14 protein-coding genes are annotated in these 17059 nt (G+C 72.4%); 4 read left to right on the top strand and 10 right to left on the bottom strand.

The features are described from left to right. Positions 1 to 141: 141 nt before the first annotated feature. Positions 142 to 1146, bottom strand: a complete 1005-nt coding sequence (locus ASG60_RS09810) for a D-glycerate dehydrogenase (protein ID WP_056170601.1) — start codon at positions 1144 to 1146, stop codon at positions 142 to 144. Positions 1147 to 1437: 291 nt separating this feature from the next. Between ASG60_RS09810 and ASG60_RS09815 the strand changes: the two genes are divergently transcribed. Next, positions 1438 to 2052 (top strand): SH3 domain-containing protein, encoded by a 615-nt coding sequence (locus ASG60_RS09815; RefSeq protein ID WP_056385259.1) that lies wholly within the window; start codon positions 1438 to 1440, stop codon positions 2050 to 2052. 85 nt (positions 2053 to 2137) lie between these two features. Here ASG60_RS09815 and irr read toward each other — a convergent pair whose 3' ends face one another. Continuing rightward, positions 2138 to 2644, bottom strand: coding sequence for a Fur family transcriptional regulator Irr (irr, locus tag ASG60_RS09820; RefSeq protein WP_056170762.1), 507 nt, complete (start codon positions 2642 to 2644; stop codon positions 2138 to 2140). Between the two features lie 334 nt (positions 2645 to 2978). Here irr and fabA point away from each other — a divergent pair, with 334 nt between their 5' ends. The 3 genes from fabA to fabI all read left to right on the top strand — a co-directional run bounded on the left by fabA (position 2979) and on the right by fabI (position 6099). After that, positions 2979 to 3545 carry a 3-hydroxyacyl-[acyl-carrier-protein] dehydratase FabA gene (gene fabA / locus ASG60_RS09825; RefSeq protein WP_056170607.1) on the top strand — a complete coding sequence of 189 codons (567 nt, stop codon included), beginning with the start codon at positions 2979 to 2981 and terminating at the stop codon, positions 3543 to 3545. 87 nt (positions 3546 to 3632) lie between these two features. Then, positions 3633 to 4859 carry a beta-ketoacyl-ACP synthase I gene (gene fabB, locus ASG60_RS09830; protein WP_056170612.1) on the top strand — a complete coding sequence of 409 codons (1227 nt, stop codon included), beginning with the start codon at positions 3633 to 3635 and terminating at the stop codon, positions 4857 to 4859. 409 nt (positions 4860 to 5268) lie between these two features. Further along, positions 5269 to 6099, top strand: a complete 831-nt coding sequence (fabI, locus tag ASG60_RS09835; RefSeq protein WP_056170615.1) for an enoyl-ACP reductase FabI — start codon at positions 5269 to 5271, stop codon at positions 6097 to 6099. 77 nt (positions 6100 to 6176) lie between these two features. On the opposite strand, the gene ASG60_RS09840 is transcribed toward fabI, so the two are convergent. From ASG60_RS09840 to ASG60_RS09875, 8 genes are all read right to left on the bottom strand, one after another. Beyond that, a complete protein-coding gene (locus ASG60_RS09840) occupies positions 6177 to 6614 on the bottom strand; it encodes a hypothetical protein (protein WP_056170618.1) in 438 nt (145 codons plus the stop codon). A 90-nt stretch (positions 6615 to 6704) separates the two neighbouring features. After that, complete coding sequence (gene eutC, locus ASG60_RS09845; RefSeq protein ID WP_056385261.1) at positions 6705 to 7517, bottom strand: ethanolamine ammonia-lyase subunit EutC; 813 nt, start codon at positions 7515 to 7517, stop codon at positions 6705 to 6707. Then, complete coding sequence (locus ASG60_RS09850; protein WP_056385263.1) at positions 7514 to 8911, bottom strand: ethanolamine ammonia-lyase subunit EutB; 1398 nt, start codon at positions 8909 to 8911, stop codon at positions 7514 to 7516. The genes eutC and ASG60_RS09850 overlap by 4 nt, the downstream gene beginning before the upstream one ends. Positions 8912 to 9006: 95 nt before the next feature. Then, positions 9007 to 12633, bottom strand: coding sequence for an AsmA family protein (locus ASG60_RS09855; RefSeq protein WP_056385265.1), 3627 nt, complete (start codon positions 12631 to 12633; stop codon positions 9007 to 9009). A 166-nt stretch (positions 12634 to 12799) separates the two neighbouring features. Then, positions 12800 to 13555 carry an SDR family oxidoreductase gene (locus ASG60_RS09860; protein WP_056385267.1) on the bottom strand — a complete coding sequence of 252 codons (756 nt, stop codon included), beginning with the start codon at positions 13553 to 13555 and terminating at the stop codon, positions 12800 to 12802. 52 nt (positions 13556 to 13607) lie between these two features. After that, on the bottom strand, positions 13608 to 14942 hold the full coding sequence (locus ASG60_RS09865; protein WP_056385268.1) for an FAD-binding oxidoreductase: 1335 nt from the start codon (positions 14940 to 14942) through the stop codon (positions 13608 to 13610). Further along, positions 14939 to 15370, bottom strand: a complete 432-nt coding sequence (locus tag ASG60_RS09870; protein WP_056385271.1) for a GtrA family protein — start codon at positions 15368 to 15370, stop codon at positions 14939 to 14941. Before ASG60_RS09870 ends, ASG60_RS09865 begins: the two co-directional genes overlap by 4 nt. Beyond that, entirely contained in the window at positions 15367 to 16899 is a 1533-nt protein-coding gene (locus tag ASG60_RS09875; RefSeq protein ID WP_082531683.1) for a UbiA family prenyltransferase, read from the bottom strand. The genes ASG60_RS09870 and ASG60_RS09875 overlap by 4 nt, the downstream gene beginning before the upstream one ends. Positions 16900 to 17059 lie beyond the last annotated feature (160 nt).

Raw genomic sequence — 17059 nt, forward strand, 5'->3', positions numbered from 1 at the left:
CTGCGGGTTCGGCGGTTGTCCCCGTCGAACACGGGAAAGCCCCTGCAGATGCCCTTGCAAGAGAGGCCCTTGCAAGAGAGGCCCTTGCAAGAGAGGCCCTTGCAAGAGAAGCGCCGAACGGCAGGTCCGGCCCCGGGGGCCTCAGAGCATGCTGGGCAGGATGCGGTCCGGCGGGCGGTGGCCGTCCATGAAGATCTTGATGTTGATGATCACCTTCTCGCCCATGTCGGTGCGGCTCTCGTGGGTAGCCGAACCCATGTGCGGCAGCAGCACCACCTTGCCGGCGCGCGCGAGCTTGACGAGGCGGGGGCTGACGGCGGGCTCCTGCTCGAACACGTCGAGGCCGGCCCCCGAGACGTCGCCGGCCTCGATGAGGCGGGCCAGGGCCGATTCGTCGATCACCTCGCCGCGGGCGGTGTTGACCACGATGGCCTCGGGCTTGAGCAGCTTGAGGCGGCGGGCCGACAGGAGGTGGTAGGTCGCCGGCGTGTGCGGGCAGTTCACCGACACGATGTCGACGCGCGCCAGCATCTGGTCGAGGGATTCCCAGTAGGTCGCGTCGAGGTCGCGCTCGATGGTGCCCGGCACCCGGCGACGGTTGTGATAGTGGATCTGCAGGCCGAACGCCTTGGCGCGGCGTGCCAGCGCCTGGCCGATGCGGCCCATGCCGACGATGCCGAGGCGCTTGCCGGTGATGCGCCGGCCCAGCATCCACGTCGGCGACCAGCCCGAATCCCAGGCGTCGTCGGGGATGATGCGCGCGCCCTCGGTGACCCGCCGGGCCACCGCCAGGATCAGCGCCATGGTCATGTCGGCGGTGTCCTCCGTCAGCACCCCGGGGGTGTTGGTGACGGTGATGCCGCGTTCCAGGGCGGCGGCCACGTCGATGTGATCGACGCCGTTGCCGAAATTCGCGATGAGGCGCAGGTTCGGGCCGGCCTGGGCGAGGAGCCCCGAATCGATCTCGTCGGTCACCGTCGGCACGAGGACGTCGGCCTCGCGCAGGGCGGCCGCGAGGGCCTCGTGGCTCAGGGGTTTGTCGTCGGTGTTCGGACGGATCTCGAAGAGTTCGCGCATGCGCGTCTCCACCACCTCCGGGAGACGCCGGGTGATCACGACCAGCGGCTTGCGCTTGAGCGACTGCATGCACCCTCCTCGATGCGAGCGATCCCCGGCGCGCCCTGCTCGGGTCCGGTCGGGTCGGCTCGTCCATGTTCCGGCCCGGCACCGGGGTGGCGGCTTACCGCGCGTTAACCACGCATCGGCCAGAACCACGTATCGATCCGGACGGATAGACGCGACGGGGGTTGGAATGGGCGGCAACCCGCTCTCCAGCCCCGACGGCCTCTCTACCAGAGAGGCGACGGAACACAATGCGCGCCACGGCGGCCGGGGGCGTCGGCCCGGCCCCGTCCGCGCGGTTCGAGGACATGGACGATGGCGCCTGCCGAGACCCTTTTCAGAACGCTTTCCAACACGCCGGCCCGTGCTTTCGCCCCGGCCCTGCTCCTCGGGTTCGCACTCGCGGCCGGAAGCGCCAACGCGGCACCGCCGCCACCGCCCACGCCGGGCGCCGGCGTCGGTTCGAAGACCGGCCTGCCCCTGCCGCGCTACGCCAGTCTCAAGACCGACCGGGTGAACCTGCGGGAAGGCCCGTCGAAGGATCACCGCACCCTGTGGGTGTTCCAGCGCGCCGGCCTGCCCGTGGAGATCGTCGCCGAATTCGAGACCTGGCGCCGCATCCGCGACTCCGAGGGCACGGAGGGCTGGGTGTTGCATTCGCTGCTGTCGGGGCGGCGCACCTCCATCGTCACGGCGGCCAAAGCGGGCGCGAAAGGCGAGACCAGGCCCGAGACGCCCCTCTACGCCCGCGCCGACGACGCGTCCGGCGAGCAGGCCCGCCTGCAGGCCGGCGTCATCGGCAGCGTGAAGAGCTGCACCGGCGCGTGGTGCCGCGTCGTCGTCGCCCTGCCCCAGAAGGGCGGCAACGTCGACGGCTACGTCCGCCAGGAACGGCTGTGGGGGGTCTACCCCTACGAGAAGGTGGAGTAGGCCCAGCCACGACCTACGGACAGCCAACGAAAAAGGCCCGGCGAACCGGGCCTTTTTCGTGAACGGGAAAGATGCCTGAAACCGATCAGGCCTTGCGGGCGACCGGACCGCGGCGGCGCAGGCGCACGATCACCTCGACGCCGGCGATCTCCATGCCCTCGGGGGCGTCGGGGAGCGAATCGACGGTGATGCCGCAATCGGGCATGTCGAGAACCTGGCCCTCGTCCTCGAGGAAGAAATGGTGGTGCTCGCTCGGGTTGGTGTCGAAGTAAGCCTTCGACCCGTCGAGGGCGAGCTGGCGCAGGAGGCCGGCTTCGGTGAACTGGTGCAGGGTGTTGTAGACGGTCGCCAGCGACACCGGCACCTTGGCGCGCATCGCCTCGTCGTACAGCATTTCCGCCGTGAGGTGGCGGTCGCCGCGCCCGAACAGGAGCCAGCCGAGCGACAGGCGCTGGCGGGTCGGTCGCAGGCCGGCCCGGCGCAGGCGATCGCGCAGGTCGGAGAGCGGGCAGCCGCGCCGTCCGGCGACATCGCCCGACGGATTGGAGGTCCGTGCGTTCAGCATGGCCTGCAGCGGCAGCATGTTGGGAATCGCGGTGGCTGACATTTCACCCAAACTTCGGTCTTCGCAGAGTCATTTATACGGAACCCGCGTCAGGGCCGCAACCCGAAGCCGCAGCGTTCGCTCCACGCCGGCCAAGCTGTGGACGCATGACGGGCACGGGGCAGCCCGGAGCCGCCCTGACCCGAGCCCGGCTGCACGCGGGATCGCCCCGGGCCGGCGAAATCCGCATGGGGGACGCACGCACCTTTGAGGCGCTGTGACGCTGTGTTAACGAAGCGCCGCCTTCCTGCCCGGTCCGGCCTCGCGAGGCTGCGCGTCGCGCCCGGCGGACACCCCATCCTCGAGGACCGATCCCCTCATCATGTCTTCCGTCTCCGATCCCACCGCCCCCACCGGCACCCCGGCCCCCGCCCGGGCGACGCAGTACTCCTACGAGGACTTGCTGGCCTGCGGGCGCGGCGAGCTGTTCGGAGCCGGCAACGCCCAGCTGCCTCTGCCGCCCATGCTGATGTTCGACCGCATCGTCTCCATCGGCTCCGAGGGCGGCGCCCACGGCAAGGGCCACGTCCTGGCGGAATTCGACATCCGGCCGGACCTCTGGTTCTTCGGCTGCCACTTCAAGAACGATCCGGTGATGCCGGGCTGCCTCGGCCTCGACGCCCTGTGGCAGCTCGTCGGCTTCCACCTCGGCTGGCTCGGCGCCCCCGGACGCGGCCGTGCGCTCGGCGTCGGCGAGGTGAAGTTCACCGATCAGGTGCTCCCCACGGTCACCAAGGTGGTCTACGGCATCGACATCAAGCGGGTGCGCCTCGGCAAGCTGGTGCTCGGCATCGCCGACGGTTGGCTCGAAGCCGACGGCACACGGATCTACGAGGCCAAGGACCTGCGCGTCGCCTTGTTCCAGGCGCAGGGCTCGGCCGCCGCGTGACGCCTTCCCGTTGAGATCGGGGCGGCCCCGTCTTAACTGACCATCAACAGGGTGCCGACCGAAGCACCGGCGGAGTAGAAGCGGTCCATGCGGCGTGTCGTGATCACCGGGATGGGCATCGTCTCGTCCATCGGCAACAACACCGACGAGGTCTTGGCCTCCCTGCGCGAGGCCAAGTCCGGCATCGGGCACTCGGCGTCCTATGCCGAGCACGGCTTCCGCAGCCAGGTCGAGGGTCGGCCGAGCCTCGACCCCGAAGGCGTGGTCGACCGCCGCGCCATGCGCTTCCACGGTGGCGGCACCGCCTGGAACCACGTCGCCATGGATCAGGCCATCCGCCAGTCCGGCCTCGAGCCGGGCGACATCTCCAACGACCGCACCGGCATCATCATGGGGTCGGGCGGCCCGTCGACGAAGGTGATCGTCGAATCCGCCGCCATCGCCCTCGACAAGGGCCCGAAGCGCGTCGGCCCGTTCGCGGTGCCCAAGGCCATGTCCTCCACCGCCTCGGCGACCCTGGCGACGTGGTTCAAGATCAAGGGCGTGAACTATTCCATCGCCTCGGCCTGCGCGACCTCGAACCATTGCATCGGCAACGCCGCCGAGATCATCCAGGGCGGCCGCCAGGACATCATCTTCGCGGGCGGTTGCGAGGACCTCGACTGGACCCTGTCGGTGCTGTTCGACGCCATGGGCGCCATGTCGTCGAAGTACAACGACACCCCGTCCCGGGCCTCGCGCGCCTACGACGTCAACCGCGACGGCTTCGTCATCGCGGGCGGGGCCGGCGTGCTGGTGCTGGAGGAATACGAGCACGCCAAGGCACGCGGCGCGACGATCTACGGCGAGATCGCCGGCTACGGCGCCACCTCGGACGGGCACGACATGGTCGCGCCGTCGGGCGAAGGCGCGGTGCGTTGCATGCAGCAGGCCATCGGCGGCCTGAAGGGCGCCCCCATCGACTACATCAACCCGCACGCCACTGCGACGCCGGTGGGCGACGCCAAGGAGATCGAGGCGATCCGCGAAGTCTTCGGGAACGGCGAGGCCTGCCCGCCGATCTCGGCGACGAAATCGCTGACCGGTCATTCCATGGGTGCCACGGGCGTGCAGGAGGCGATCTACTCGCTCCTGATGATGAACAACGACTTCATCTGCGAGAGCGCGCATATCGACGAGATCGACCCGGCCTTCGCTGACATGCCGATCCTGCGCCAGCGCCGGGACGGGGCCAAGCTCGGCCACGTCCTGTCGAACTCCTTCGGCTTCGGCGGCACCAACGCCACTCTGGTGCTGAAGAACGTCGACGCCTGACACTTCGCCGTCCCCCGGATGTCGGAGTTCCAACGTCCGGGAACCGAAAGAGTCGGACTGCGTTTTCCCTGCAACACGCAAGGACGAAACGCATGCTGTGGTTCACCCTGGGCACCGTCGGTGGATTGGCCGTCACCGGTCTGGCGGCCGTCTACGCCAAGCAGGCCCTGATCGATTGGGCGCGCGCCGACACCAACGGGTACTTCTAGCCGCGTTCGCTCGGCGCACGGCGACCCAAATTCATATTTTCCCGTGAGAGCCGCTTCCGTGACGACGGAATCGGCTCTTTGTCGTTGGGTGGCCGCGTTTTCCCCACGTTCGTCGGGTCCACCGGACCGCGAAACGCTCTAAGCTCCCGTGACAGGGATCAGAGCGACGGCCGGAACGGGCCACGCCCACGGGGAAACGCATGACGGGTTTGATGACGGGGAAGCGCGGCCTCATCATGGGGGTCGCCAACAATCACTCCATCGCCTGGGGGATCGCCTCCGCCCTGCACAAGCATGGCGCCGAATTGGCGTTCACCTATCAGGGCGAGGCCCTGGGCCGCCGGGTGGCTCCCTTGGCAGCCTCCCTCGGCTCGGACACCGTGATCCCGTGTGACGTCGAGGACATCGCCTCCGTCGACGCCGTGTTCGAGGCCCTGGACAAGCGGTTTCCCGAGGGCATCGATTTCGTCGTCCACGCCATTGGCTTCTCCGACAAGAACCAGCTCAAGGGCCGCTACGTCGACGTCACCACCCGCGAGAATTTTTCGCGGACCCTGACGATCTCGTGCTTCTCCTTCACGGAGATCGCCCAGCGCGCGGCCAAGCGCATGCCGCGCGGCGGGTCGCTCCTGACCCTGACCTATGGCGGCTCGACCCGGGTCATGCCGAACTACAACGTGATGGGTGTGGCCAAGGCCGCTCTGGAAGCCTCGGTGCGCTACCTCGCGGGCGATCTCGGGCCCGACGGGATCCGGGTCAACGCCCTCTCGGCCGGCCCGATGCGGACGCTCGCCGGCGCCGGCATCGCCGATGCGCGGCTGATGTTCAACCACCAGAAGGCCCACGCCCCGCTCCGCCGCACGGTGACCCAGGAGGAGGTCGGCGGCTCGGCCGTCTACCTGTTGTCGGACCTCTCCGGCGGCGTCACCGGCGAGGTCCACTTCGTCGATTCCGGCTACAACATCATTTCGATGCCGCGCCCCGACGTGCTTCAGGCCCAGGACGAGGCCGGCCTGATCGACGCCGTCTAGGCTCGGTTCAGCGGGAGGTCGCGGAACTCGGCCCCTGTCCTGCAAAGGGGGAACAGGGACGTGGTCCGGTCCCCCGCTCAGTCCTCTGCGTCGGACGGACGCTCGATGGTCGGGGCCGCCGGCAGCGTCACGACCGAGCGATGGGCCGCGGGCCGGATGAGATCGTCCGACGGGATCAGGGTGATGCTGGCCGAAACGAGACCCGCCATGGCGCGGAGCTCGTCGGTCTGGCGCGGGTCGCGGGCGACGGCGGATGCCTCGCGCTCCAGGCGGACGTTGCAGGCCCGGGACGGCAGACCGCCGGAGGGCGTGCAGGCGTCGTGGCGGGCGCAGGCCGCGTCGAGGGCGTCGATGGGCGGCAGCGGCGCGTTGTTGCCGGGGCCGCAATAGTTGCCGTGGACCAGCAAGGGGCGGTCGAGGCCGGCGGCGGGCTGTGCCGTGGCGGGGGAGGCCAGGGTCGCGGGCAGGGCCAGCGCGGCCAGGAGTGCGAACGGAGCGGTACGGGAGAGGATCATGGAGCGTAGACCATAGGTTGAGCAAACCACCCCCTCAGGTGATCTGTTGCGGCGTCCGTCCTTCGAAGGACGCTACCCCGTCTCAAGTTTTCAGCCCTCCGTCGGTTCCGAGGCCGGGGGGTCGCCGTTCGCCACAGGTGAAATCGCGGGGGCCTTGCTCGGTCCGGTTGCGAGGGCAGCGCTCTCCTTCAGGGCGACGCCCGTCATCCCGCGCCGCAGGGCTTCGCGGACGAGCCAGACCAGGGTGTCGGCCGCCCGCTCCGGGGACAGGCCGCCCCGGCCGTGGATGTTGGAGATGCAGTTGCGCTCGGAATCGCGGCGGCCCGGCCGTGGCGCGTGGGTGAGGTAGATCCCGAGGCTGTCGGCGACGCTGAGGCCCGGACGCTCGCCGATGAGGACGGCGCAGAGGCGCGCGCCAAGCGCCTGCCCGATGGGATCGCCGAGGGCGACGCGGGCCTGGCACGCCACCACGATGGGCCCCACCGACACCCCGTCGAGGCGGGCGAGGCAGGCCTGGACCAGGGGCGCGGCCTGGGCCTGCACCGCGATCGCCGACAGGCCGTCGCCCACCACGAAGACGAGATCGACCGGACCCGCCCCGCCTCGGAGGGGCGTGTCGGGGTCGAGGATCCGGCCGAGGTCGGGCCGGCGCAGGTAGGTCGCCCGGTCGGGCGCGGCGCTGCGGACCTGCAAGACGGAATGGGGCTGCAACGCCGCCGCCAGGGCCTCGGTGTCGAGGGCGGCGTGGACGGCGTCGCGGGCCTTCGCGTGGGCGAGCTGGAAATCGAGGACCGCGTCCAACGGCATCGCGTCGCCCCGGCGCCCCAGCCCGATGCGGGCCGAGGTCGCCGCCCGCAGGGTCGCCCAGCGATCGCCGGCGGGGACGGGCGCGTCGTCGCTCACGCGACCCGGCTCGCGCGGTCCATGAGCCGGGCGAGGCTCGGATGCCGGGGTTCGAGTTCGCGGATGCCGCCCTCCGGCGTGGTCAGGCCCATGCGGTCCAGCCACGCCTCGAATTCGGGGGCCGCCCGGACGCCCAGGGTGGCGCGCAAGGTTAGCACGTCGTGGAACGACAGGCTCTGGTAGTTGAGCATGATGTCGTCGGAGCCCGGCACGGCGATGAGGAAGCTGCAGCCCGCCACCGTCAGCAGGGTCATCAGCCCGTCCATGTCGTCCTGGTCGGCCTCGGCGTGGTTGGTGTAGCAGACGTCGCAGCCCATCGGCAGGCCGAGCAGCTTGCCGCAGAAATGGTCTTCGAGGCCGGCGCGGGCGATCTGCTTGCCGTCGTAGAGGTATTCCGGGCCGATGAACCCCACCACGGTGTTGACGAGGAGGGGCCGGAAGGCGCGCGCCACCGCGTAGGCGCGGGCCTCCACGGTCTGCTGGTCGACGCCGTGATGCGCGTCGGCCGAGAGCGCTGCGCCCTGGCCGGTCTCGAAATACATCACGTGGTCGCCCACCGTGCCGCGCTTGAGGCCGCGCGCCGCGTCGTGGGCCTCGGCCAGCACCGCGAGATCGACCCCGAAGCCCCGGTTGGCGGCTTCCGTGCCCGCCACGGACTGGAACACGAGGTCGACGGGCGCGCCGCGCTCCAGGATCGGCAGGGCATTGGTGACGTGGGTGAGCACGCAGGTCTGGGCGGGGATGTCGTAGTGCTGGCGCAGCTCGTCCAGCATCACCATCAAGTCGCGGGCGTTCTCGACGCTGTCTGTGGCCGGGTTGATGCCGATGCAGGCGTCGCCGACGCCGAACAGCAGGCCGTCGAGGACGGAGGCCGCGATGCCGCGCGGGTCGTCGGACGGGTGGTTCGGCTGGAGCCGGGTGGCGAGGCGGCCGGGCAGGCCGAGGGTGGTGCGGAACGCCGTAACCACCCGGCACTTGCGCGCCACCACGATGAGGTCCTGCGCCCGCATGAGCTTCGAGACCGCCGCCACCATCTCGGGCGTCAGGCCCGGCGCCAGGGCGGCGAGGATCTCGGGCGTGGCCGCATGGGACAGGAGCCAGTCGCGAAAGCCCCCCACGGTGAGGTGCGCGATCGCGGCGAAGGCCGCCGCGTCGTGGGTGTCGAGGATGAGCCGGGTGACCTCGTCCGCCTCGTAGGGCACCAGGGCCTCGGCGAGGAACACGCGCAGCGGCAGGTCGGCGAGCACGCGCCGCGCGGCGATGCGCTGGGCATCGCTGGTGGCCGCCAACCCGGCCAGCTCGTCGCCCGAGCGCAGGGGCGAGGCGGCGGCGAGCACCTGCTTCAGGTCGGCGAAGGTGTGGCGCTCGCCGCCGAGATCGCACCGGTAGGCCATGGCCGTTTCCCCCGCGCCGAGACCGTACGAAGCCACAACCCGGGCGGGGTGTCGAGGTCGCCCCACGCGATCCCGTGCGTCCGGCGCGCGCGGCTTCAGGGCTGCGGGGCGGGCGCCGGCTCGACCGCCGGCTCCTGGCGCCGGGCCGCCTCGATTTCCTGGCGTCGGGCCGCTTCCTCGGCCTCGCGGGCGCGGGCCTGACGCGCGGCCTCGGCGGCGCGCTCCGCGGCGGCCTTGAGGCGGGCCTGACGGGCGGCTTCCTCCGCCGCGAGCTTCTCGGCCAGCGCCTTCTCGGCGGTCAGCTTGTCCGCATAAGCCTTCTCGGCGGCGGCACGGGCCCGGTCCATCTCGACGCGGGCGCGGCGGCGCTGGCGCTCGGTCTGGTCGGCCTCCATCGCTTCGATGCTTTCGAGCTCGCGTTGCAGCACGAGGGTGGCGAGACCGTTGGTCGAGGGACCCGCATCGACCTGGCGTTCCGGGTTCGCCACCGGCCCGGAAAAGCCGAGCTGGATCGCCGGCGGTCCTGCGGTCCAGGCTTTCGGGGCCGACGCCGCCGTGAGGGTGCCGCGCGCGTCGAGGCGGCCGGTCCGCAGGTCGAGGCCGAGGGTGCCGTTCCAGCGCGCGGGCCCGAGATCGAGGGTCAGGGGGCCGCCCCGCAGGGTCCCGCCCACCAGGGTGACGGGCGTGGTGACGGGGCCGGGGGCGATGAGCGGCGCCTTTCCGAGTTCCTCCGTGACGAGGGCCTGGAGACGGCCTTCGCGCAAGGGGTCGTCCTCGGCGAGCGCCCGGTCGAGGGCACGGGTCAGGCCCATGGAGTCGGCGCCCGGCAGAGTCAGGTCCGCGAGGGTGAGGGTGCCGCTGCCCCCGAGGTTGTTGGCCAGGGCCGCGAGGGTCTCGCCGGAAGTGCCGAACCGCAGGGTCGCGCCGAGGCGCCCGGAGACCGGACCGGTGCCGACGAGGCCGGCGAGCCCCGCCTCGCTCAGGGTCCCCTCCCCCGCCACGGCGGCCGCGCCGCCCTGGCGCGACAGGGTGACGGCGCCCGTGAGCCGCCCGCCCGCCAGGGTGCCGGCGAGGTCGGTGAGGCCGAGGGTGCCGTCCTCCCAGCGCGCCGTGAGGGTGGTGCCGGTGGCGACGTGGCCGCGTCCGAGGTCGAGGCTGTCCACCGCGAGGGCGAGGTCGATGCGGGGGCGGACGGGCGGCGGGGCGGCAAAGCGCACGAACGCCGCGTCGGCACCGGCCTTCACCTCCGTGGGGATCACCAGGGCGGCGGCGAGCGCCGGCAGGGACAGGCGCCCGAGCTTGGCGCGCCCGGAGATCTGACCCTCCGGCGCGATCCCGATCTCGGCCGAGACGGCGGTTCCGGCGAGCCGCCCGGTCACGCCCAGGCGGGCCTCGTCGCCGGCCCGCGACAGGGCGACGGTGAGGTCGGCCGGCAGGCCGATGGGAAGGGGCGCGGTACCGGAGACGAGGGGCACGAAGGGGGCGATGTCGGGGCTGCCGAGGCGGATCTCGCCGCTCCGCGCAGCGCCGTACCCGGCCCCGGCCCCGGCCTCGGGTCCGAGCAGGATCGGCCGGGTGGTGGCGAGGGTGAGGTCGGCCACCGTTCCCGTCACCGAGAGGACGAGCCCGGCAGCCTCGCCCTCGGGGCCGGCGGCGCGGGTGCCGGCGAGATGGAGACGGGCGGGCCGGGCCAGCGCCGGAAGGTCGGCACGGCCGAACCAGGTGGCGGCGGACGGGGCCGCCAGGGTGAGGTCGAGGCTCGCGATGCGGCCGGCGCGGCTCACGAGGTCGAGGTCGAGGCTGCCGCCCGCCGCCTGTCCCTTGGCGGTGGTGCGCAGGGTGTCGGGGGCGCCCGCGTCGCGCTGCAGGGTCAGGTCGAGATCGAGGGCGCGGTCGCGAAACGCCGGGGGGACGAGCCGGCTTTCCGCGATCCACACCCGGTCGAGGAGGGCCATCAGCGGCGCGGCCACGGGGGCCGAGACGCGGCCGGCGATGCGCCCGGCCCCGTCGGCGTCGATCCGGCCGGACAGGCTGGCGTTGGCACCGGCGAGATCCGTCACGTCGAGGCTGTCGATGGCGAGACTGGCCCCGTCCGATTGGATGCTCGCCGCGATGGTGCCGTTGCCCGAGGCCACGCCCGCCGGGCCGTAGCGCACGTCGCGGGCCTGGAGCACGAGGCCGAAATCGTGGCCCTGGAGGTCGGCCAGGGTGCCGCTGAACGACGGCAGGGCGGCGATGTCGACGCCTTGCGCGGCGAGTTGCGCATCGACGCGCCCGCGGGCGCCGGGCTCGGCGGCGCGGTAGCGCGCGTTGCCGGTGATGCGTGCGGTGCCGAGGTCGAGGCGCAGATTGCGCAGGGACACGGAGAGCGGCGCGGCCGAGAGGTCGGCGGAGGCGACGATGGGGCGCCCGTCCATGAGGGCGACGCCCGGACCCTCCACGCCGAGCTTGCCGAGATAGCGCCCGAAGGCCTCCGAGGCCGGCGCGTCGAGACCGAGGCGCCCGGTGAAGCGGAGCCCCGGATCGGCGTCGATCTCGCCCGACGCGGTCAGGGCGGCGGCCCCCGGGGCGGTGACGGAGAATCGCTTCAGGAGGAGGCCGCCCGAGCGCTCGAAGGTGCCGGCCAGGGCGAGGTTCGACCAGTCGTCGAGGCCGAGCGACAGGCTGTCGATGGCGAGTTCGACATCGACGCTCACCGGCAGGCTGATCCCGGCCTTCGGCGGGCCCCGCGCGATGAGGGCCTGGCCCGCGGCCGAGAGCAGGAACGCGTCGAGGTCGAGGCGGCGGGCCCCGAGCGAGAGGGCGGCGCGGCCGTTGCGGGCATCGACGCTGCCGGAGCCCGACAGGCGCAGGGCGCGGCCACCCGGATCGATGTCGAGGCCGAGGGCCTTGAACCGCGCGGTGGTGCCCCGCGCCGTGAACGCACCGGCGAGCGACACCGGCAGGTAGGCGCCCGCCGCCTGGGCGGGCGGACCGATGACGAGGCGGGCCGTGCCCTCGGCCTGCGGGATCACGGCGCGCTCGCCCGGCCCCGCGGCCTCCGCGCCGGCCTCCGCGAGGGACAACTTCGCGTCGATCTCCGCATAGGGCTGGGTGTCGCCGCCCGCCGAGAGCTTGACCGGAAGGACGCCCTCCGGCGTCGGCTCGCCCGTGGCGACCCGGAACGGCACGCCCCGGCTGGTGCCCTCCGCCCGCCACGGACCGGTGAGGCGCGGGGCGGAGACCCGCACGCCTTCCGCGTAGATCTGGTCGGTGCGGCCCGTCGCCGGCACCTGGGTGGTGATGAGGAGCTGGCGGACCTGGAGGTCCTCGATGGCGAGGTCGCGGTCGCCGAGCCCGCCCGTGAGATCGGCCGGCACCAGGATCGCCTCGCCCTCGGTGACGGGCAGGCGGATCTCGGCCCGGCCGATCCGGGTCTCCGTGAACCGCACGGCGCCGGTGATCAGCGGGGTGAGCGCCACCTCGGCCTTCACGAAATGCAGGTCGAGGGCGGGCCGGTTCGGTGCCTGCCCGAGGCGCAGGCGGTCGAAGCGCAGGCGCGGCGAGGGCAGGAGCCGGACCTCGAGACGGCCGGCGCTGCGGGCCGGCAAGCCGAGCGACCGGGACACCAGGCCGTCGATGAGGCTGCGCTGCCCCTCCCAGGCCACGAAGGGCGGGATCGCGAGGGCCGCGACGAGGAGGAGGACGATGAGTCCCGCCAGCGCGGTCAGGATGTCACGCACGCGCGTCTCGTTCCGCAGCGCCCCCGGAGGCGGGGCCGTTCCACGGGATCCACGTCCCGTCCGAGGGGCGGCATACCACACCCGCCGGGCTTGTGCGTACCCGTGGCGGGTGCAGGCGCCCGCTCCCGACGCCGCCCCACCGGGACGCGGCGTCGGCGCCGGCGCGTCACAGCTTCAGGCGCTTGAACACCGACTCGGGGATGGCGCGGATCACCATCATCACCAGGGCCCAGACCGGGCGGACATAGACCACGTCGCGCCGGGTCACCTCGGCGCCGCGAAACAGGGCGGCGGCGACCTCGGCGGCCTCGGCGGTCAACGGCTTCGGCAGCGGCATCCCCGCCGTCATCCGGGTGCGGACGAAACCGGGCTTGACCGTGAGCACGTGGACGCCGCGCGCGGCGAGGCGGTTGCGCAGGCCCGACAGGAAGGCGGTGAACCCGGCCTTGGCCGCGCCGTAGACGTAGTTCGACGCCCGCCCGCGCTCGCCCGCCACCGAGGAGACGCCCACCAGGGTGCCGGAGCCCCGCGCGGCGAAGTGTTCGGCGAACAGGCCGAGCAGCAGGGCCGGCCCCTCGAAGTTCGACCGCATCACAAGGGCGGCGTCCGCCAGATCGGACTGCGCCCGCGCCTGATCGCCGAGCAGCCCGACCACGCTCACCACCGTGTCGGGCAGGCGCGGCAGATCGCGGACGAAGGCCGGGAAGGCCGCTGTGTCGGTGATGTCGAGGGCGACGAAGGGAACCGGGCAGCCCGTGCGCGCCGTGAGGTCGGCGGCGTTGCGGGCGGCGCCCGCCGCATCGCGGGCGGCCAGGATCACGTCCCATCCGGCCCCGGCATAGGCCAGGGCCGTGGCATGGCCGATGTCGGACGTGGCGCCGACAAGGAGCATGGCTTTGTTGGCGGGAGAGCTTTGGGTCATGCGGCCTCGGACGGGCTGGACGGGGAAGTACGGCGGCCCGGCGGAACCCCGCTCACAGGCCGAGGCGCCGCGACAGGGCGGAGGCGATCCGGCCCTCGGCATCGATCTGCCGTCGCAGGGCGCGGAACCGCGTCGCGGCCGCGCCGTAGCCCGCCTCGAAGGTGTCGCGGCTCTGGCGGGCGTCCTTGGCGAGGTAGAGCCGCCCGCCCGCCGCCCGCACGATGGCGTCGAGGCTGTCGAGGAGGGCGCGGTTGGCGGGATTGGCCGGAAAATCGAGGGCGAGGGTGTAGCCGGGGAGCGGGAACGACATCAGCCCGCCCCCGGGTCCGAGGAGCTTCAGCACGGCGAGGAACGAGGGCGCTGCGTGGGAGACCCGGTCGAGGATCGCCGCGAGGGCGTCCCGGCTGCGCGCCTTCGGGATCACGCATTGGTGCTGCAGGAAGCCGCCCGCACCGTAGATGCGGTTCCAGTCGCGTATCCCGTCGAGGGGGAAGAAGTACGGCGCCCAGCCGACCAGGCGGTCCGGCCCAGCGCCGGCACGGCCGCGCGCGTAGTAGAGGGCGTTGAAGGCTCCGACGCTCCAGCGGTTGAGGGTCCGAGCCGGCAGGTCGAACGGCACCGTCAGGGCGCAGCGCCGCGCCGGCGGCAGGTGCGGTGCATCGGGGGCCAAATCCGCGAGGTCGGCCAGGGTGGCATGCTCGCCGCGATAGATCAGGGCCCGTCCCTGCGCCGCCCCGCGCGCGAGGCCGTCGATCCAGGCGACGGCGTAGGTCGAGCGGTCGGCGGCTTCCAGGGCCGCCAGGGCGGCGTCGAGGTCGGGCGCCGCGATGGTCCTCTGGCGGATCCAGCCAGTCTCGATCCGGCGCAGGATGAGGGTCGCGCGCAGGATCGTGCCCGTCAGCCCCATGCCGCCGATGGTGGCGGCGAACAGGTCCGAGCCCGGCTCGCAGGTGCGAGCCGTCCCGTCCGGCAGGGCCAGGGTGAGGTCGCGCAGGTGGGCGCCGAAACCCCCGGCGCCGTGGTGGTTCTTGCCGTGGACGTCGGCCGCGATGGCGCCCCCCACGGTGACGAAGCGCGTGCCCGGCACCACGGCGGGGAAGAACCCGCGCGGCAGGAAGGCGTCGACGATGTCGGCGAGCAGCACCCCGGCCTCGACGGCGAGGTGCCCGGTCTCCGGATCGAAGGCGATCATCCGGTCGAGCCCGCGGAGCGCCAGGGTGGTGGTGCAGCCGAGCGCGGCGTCGCCGTAGGCCCGTCCATTGCCGCGGGCGATGAACCCGGTCTCGGCCCGGTGGATCGGCGCCACGTCGCCCGATGCCCGCACGGCGAGGAGCCGCGTCGCCCGGCGCGGGGTGCGGCCCCAGCCCGCCAGCTCCTGCGTGCTCATGGGGCGCGCGGCCCGAACACGAAGCGGCGGTCGAGGCCGTACTTCACCGCGTAGCCGAGGCCGAGTCCGACGAGGGCGCCCGCATACTTGGCCTGCGCGGTGCCCCAGACCGCGAAGAATCCGAACTCGAAGGCCCAGAACACCAGGGTGGTCGCCACGCTGAACAGGCCGTAGAGCGCGACCTTGCGGGCCTCTTCCGTATGGGTCCGCGAGGCGGCGAAGAACACGAAATGCTTGTCGAGGAGGTACTTGGCCACGAACCCGACGCCCGTGCCCATGACGAGGGAGGCCAGGAGCGGCGCCGCCGGGGCGATCCGGACGGTGGCTTCCTGCGCCAGCAGGTTGGCCGCCGTGGCCAGCACCGCGAAGCCGAGATAGCGCAGACCGAGGACGAAGGGCGCGGGGGCGACGGCGGCGGCGGCGCTCATATGGCGGCGAGCACCAGGGCGCCCACGGTCGCCGCCGCGATCAGGCTGACGCGGTCGCGCAGGGCGAAGACGATGGGATCGTCGTGCATCATCCGGCGATGGGCGAGGAGCAGCGCGCGCGAGATCCAGTACAGGATCACCGGTCCGACGCACCACAGCAGTTTGGGCCGCGAATACAGCTGAGTCACCGCGTCCGAAGACAGGTAGAGCGCCAGCACCACCACGGCATTGTAGCCGGAAGCCGCCGCCAGGGCGGCGACGATGGGCAGGTCGGAGAGTTCGTAATCGCGGTTGGCCGGGCTCGGCAGCCCGCGGTCGAGGCGCGCCGTCAGTTCGGTGTAGCGCTTGATCAGCGCCAGGGACATGAACATGAACAGCGCGAAGGCGAGCAGCCAATCGGACACCACGGCGCCGACGGCGACGGCGCCGCCCACCACCCGAACGGTGTAGAGCCCGGCCAGCGTCACCACGTCGATGAGCATCTTGCGCTTGAGGACGAGGGAATACGCGAGGGTGAGGGCGAAGTAGCCGAGGATCACCCCGGCGAACGCCGTCGAGACGGCGAGGCTCACCCCGAGGGCCGCGGCGAGCAGGAGCGGCACCGCGCCCATGGCCGCCCGCAGGGGCACCCGGCCGTCGGCCAGGGCGCGGTGGCGCTTCGTCGGATGCGCCCGGTCGGCCTCGAGGTCGATGAGATCGTTGACGAGGTAGACGCTCGACGCGCAGAGGGAGAACGCCACGAAGGCGAGGAGCGCGGCGAGGAAAGCCGGCCCGTCGAAGCGATGGGCCATGAGTGCAGGAACGAACACCAGGGTGTTCTTGGCGTATTGGTGGACCCGCAGGAGCCGGGCCCAGATCCGCGCCCGCTGCGCCCATCCGGTCCCGCTCTCGGACAGGAAAGTGGCGTCCGGCGCCAGCGCCAGGAGCCGCCGGCGCGTGGCCGGCGCGGGGCGCGCGGCGACGGCCCGGTTCGCCCGGGCCCAGACCGGCAGATCGTCGCCGTCATGGCCGAGGTAGTCGAACCCGCCCTCCCCGAACGCCGCGACCAGGCGCTCCGCCTTGGCGGCACCGGAGAGATTGCGGTGTATGTCGGAGGCGAACCAGCCGTCGAACAGGCCGAGATGGCGGGCGACCCGTTCGACCAGGGCCGCATTGCTCGACGAGGCGAGGTAGACCCGCCGGCCGGACGACTTCGCCTCGGCGATGCGGCCCAGCACCTCGGTATCGTAGGGCAGGCGCCCGACATCGAGGTCGGCCCCGCCGAGGTGATGCCTGATCGCCGCCTTGCCGCCCGGCACCACCCGCGCCAGGGCGAGGACGGAGCGGGGCGCGCCACCGATCTCTGAGAAGAAGCTCTCGACCAGGAGATCGCTGCGGATCAGGGTGCCGTCGAGGTCGACCACGAGGGGCAGGCCCGTGTCGGCCGCGCGACGCGGCGCGCGCGCAACCTCGGACCTCCGGATCCGAAGACGGGCTTGCCTGTCCTCGCCGGGAAGCCCGAATGCCGGGTTGGGCGATACCCTGTCCATGCGCGCTCGCTCGAGTCCGGATTCCGGAACAGCTTTCGCCCAGGAGCCTTAAGGGATCGTAACAGTTGCAGGCGAAGGGTCGGGTGCGGGCGCACGCCCGGCGCCGCGGATGAAAACGGTCGCCCGAACGCGAACAGGCCGCCCTTTTGTGGGGCGGCCT

This window comes from Methylobacterium sp. Leaf469 (genome assembly GCF_001424745.1).
GTDB lineage: Bacteria > Pseudomonadota > Alphaproteobacteria > Rhizobiales > Beijerinckiaceae > Methylobacterium.

Excerpts from the sequence above, each read along its gene's own strand:
- ASG60_RS09850 (WP_056385263.1), bottom strand. The coding sequence starts at position 8,911 with ATGGCCTACCGGTGCGATCTCGGCGGCGAGCGCCACACCTTCGCCGAC.
- fabB (WP_056170612.1), top strand. The coding sequence starts at position 3,633 with ATGCGGCGTGTCGTGATCACCGGGATGGGCATCGTCTCGTCCATCGGC.
- ASG60_RS09810 (WP_056170601.1), bottom strand. The coding sequence starts at position 1,146 with ATGCAGTCGCTCAAGCGCAAGCCGCTGGTCGTGATCACCCGGCGTCTC.
- ASG60_RS09865 (WP_056385268.1), bottom strand. The coding sequence starts at position 14,942 with ATGAGCACGCAGGAGCTGGCGGGCTGGGGCCGCACCCCGCGCCGGGCG.
- fabI (WP_056170615.1), top strand. The coding sequence starts at position 5,269 with ATGACGGGTTTGATGACGGGGAAGCGCGGCCTCATCATGGGGGTCGCC.
- ASG60_RS09870 (WP_056385271.1), bottom strand. The coding sequence starts at position 15,370 with ATGAGCGCCGCCGCCGCCGTCGCCCCCGCGCCCTTCGTCCTCGGTCTG.
- ASG60_RS09875 (WP_082531683.1), bottom strand. The coding sequence starts at position 16,899 with ATGGACAGGGTATCGCCCAACCCGGCATTCGGGCTTCCCGGCGAGGAC.
- ASG60_RS09860 (WP_056385267.1), bottom strand. The coding sequence starts at position 13,555 with ATGACCCAAAGCTCTCCCGCCAACAAAGCCATGCTCCTTGTCGGCGCC.
- ASG60_RS09815 (WP_056385259.1), top strand. The coding sequence starts at position 1,438 with ATGGCGCCTGCCGAGACCCTTTTCAGAACGCTTTCCAACACGCCGGCC.
- ASG60_RS09840 (WP_056170618.1), bottom strand. The coding sequence starts at position 6,614 with ATGATCCTCTCCCGTACCGCTCCGTTCGCACTCCTGGCCGCGCTGGCC.
- fabA (WP_056170607.1), top strand. The coding sequence starts at position 2,979 with ATGTCTTCCGTCTCCGATCCCACCGCCCCCACCGGCACCCCGGCCCCC.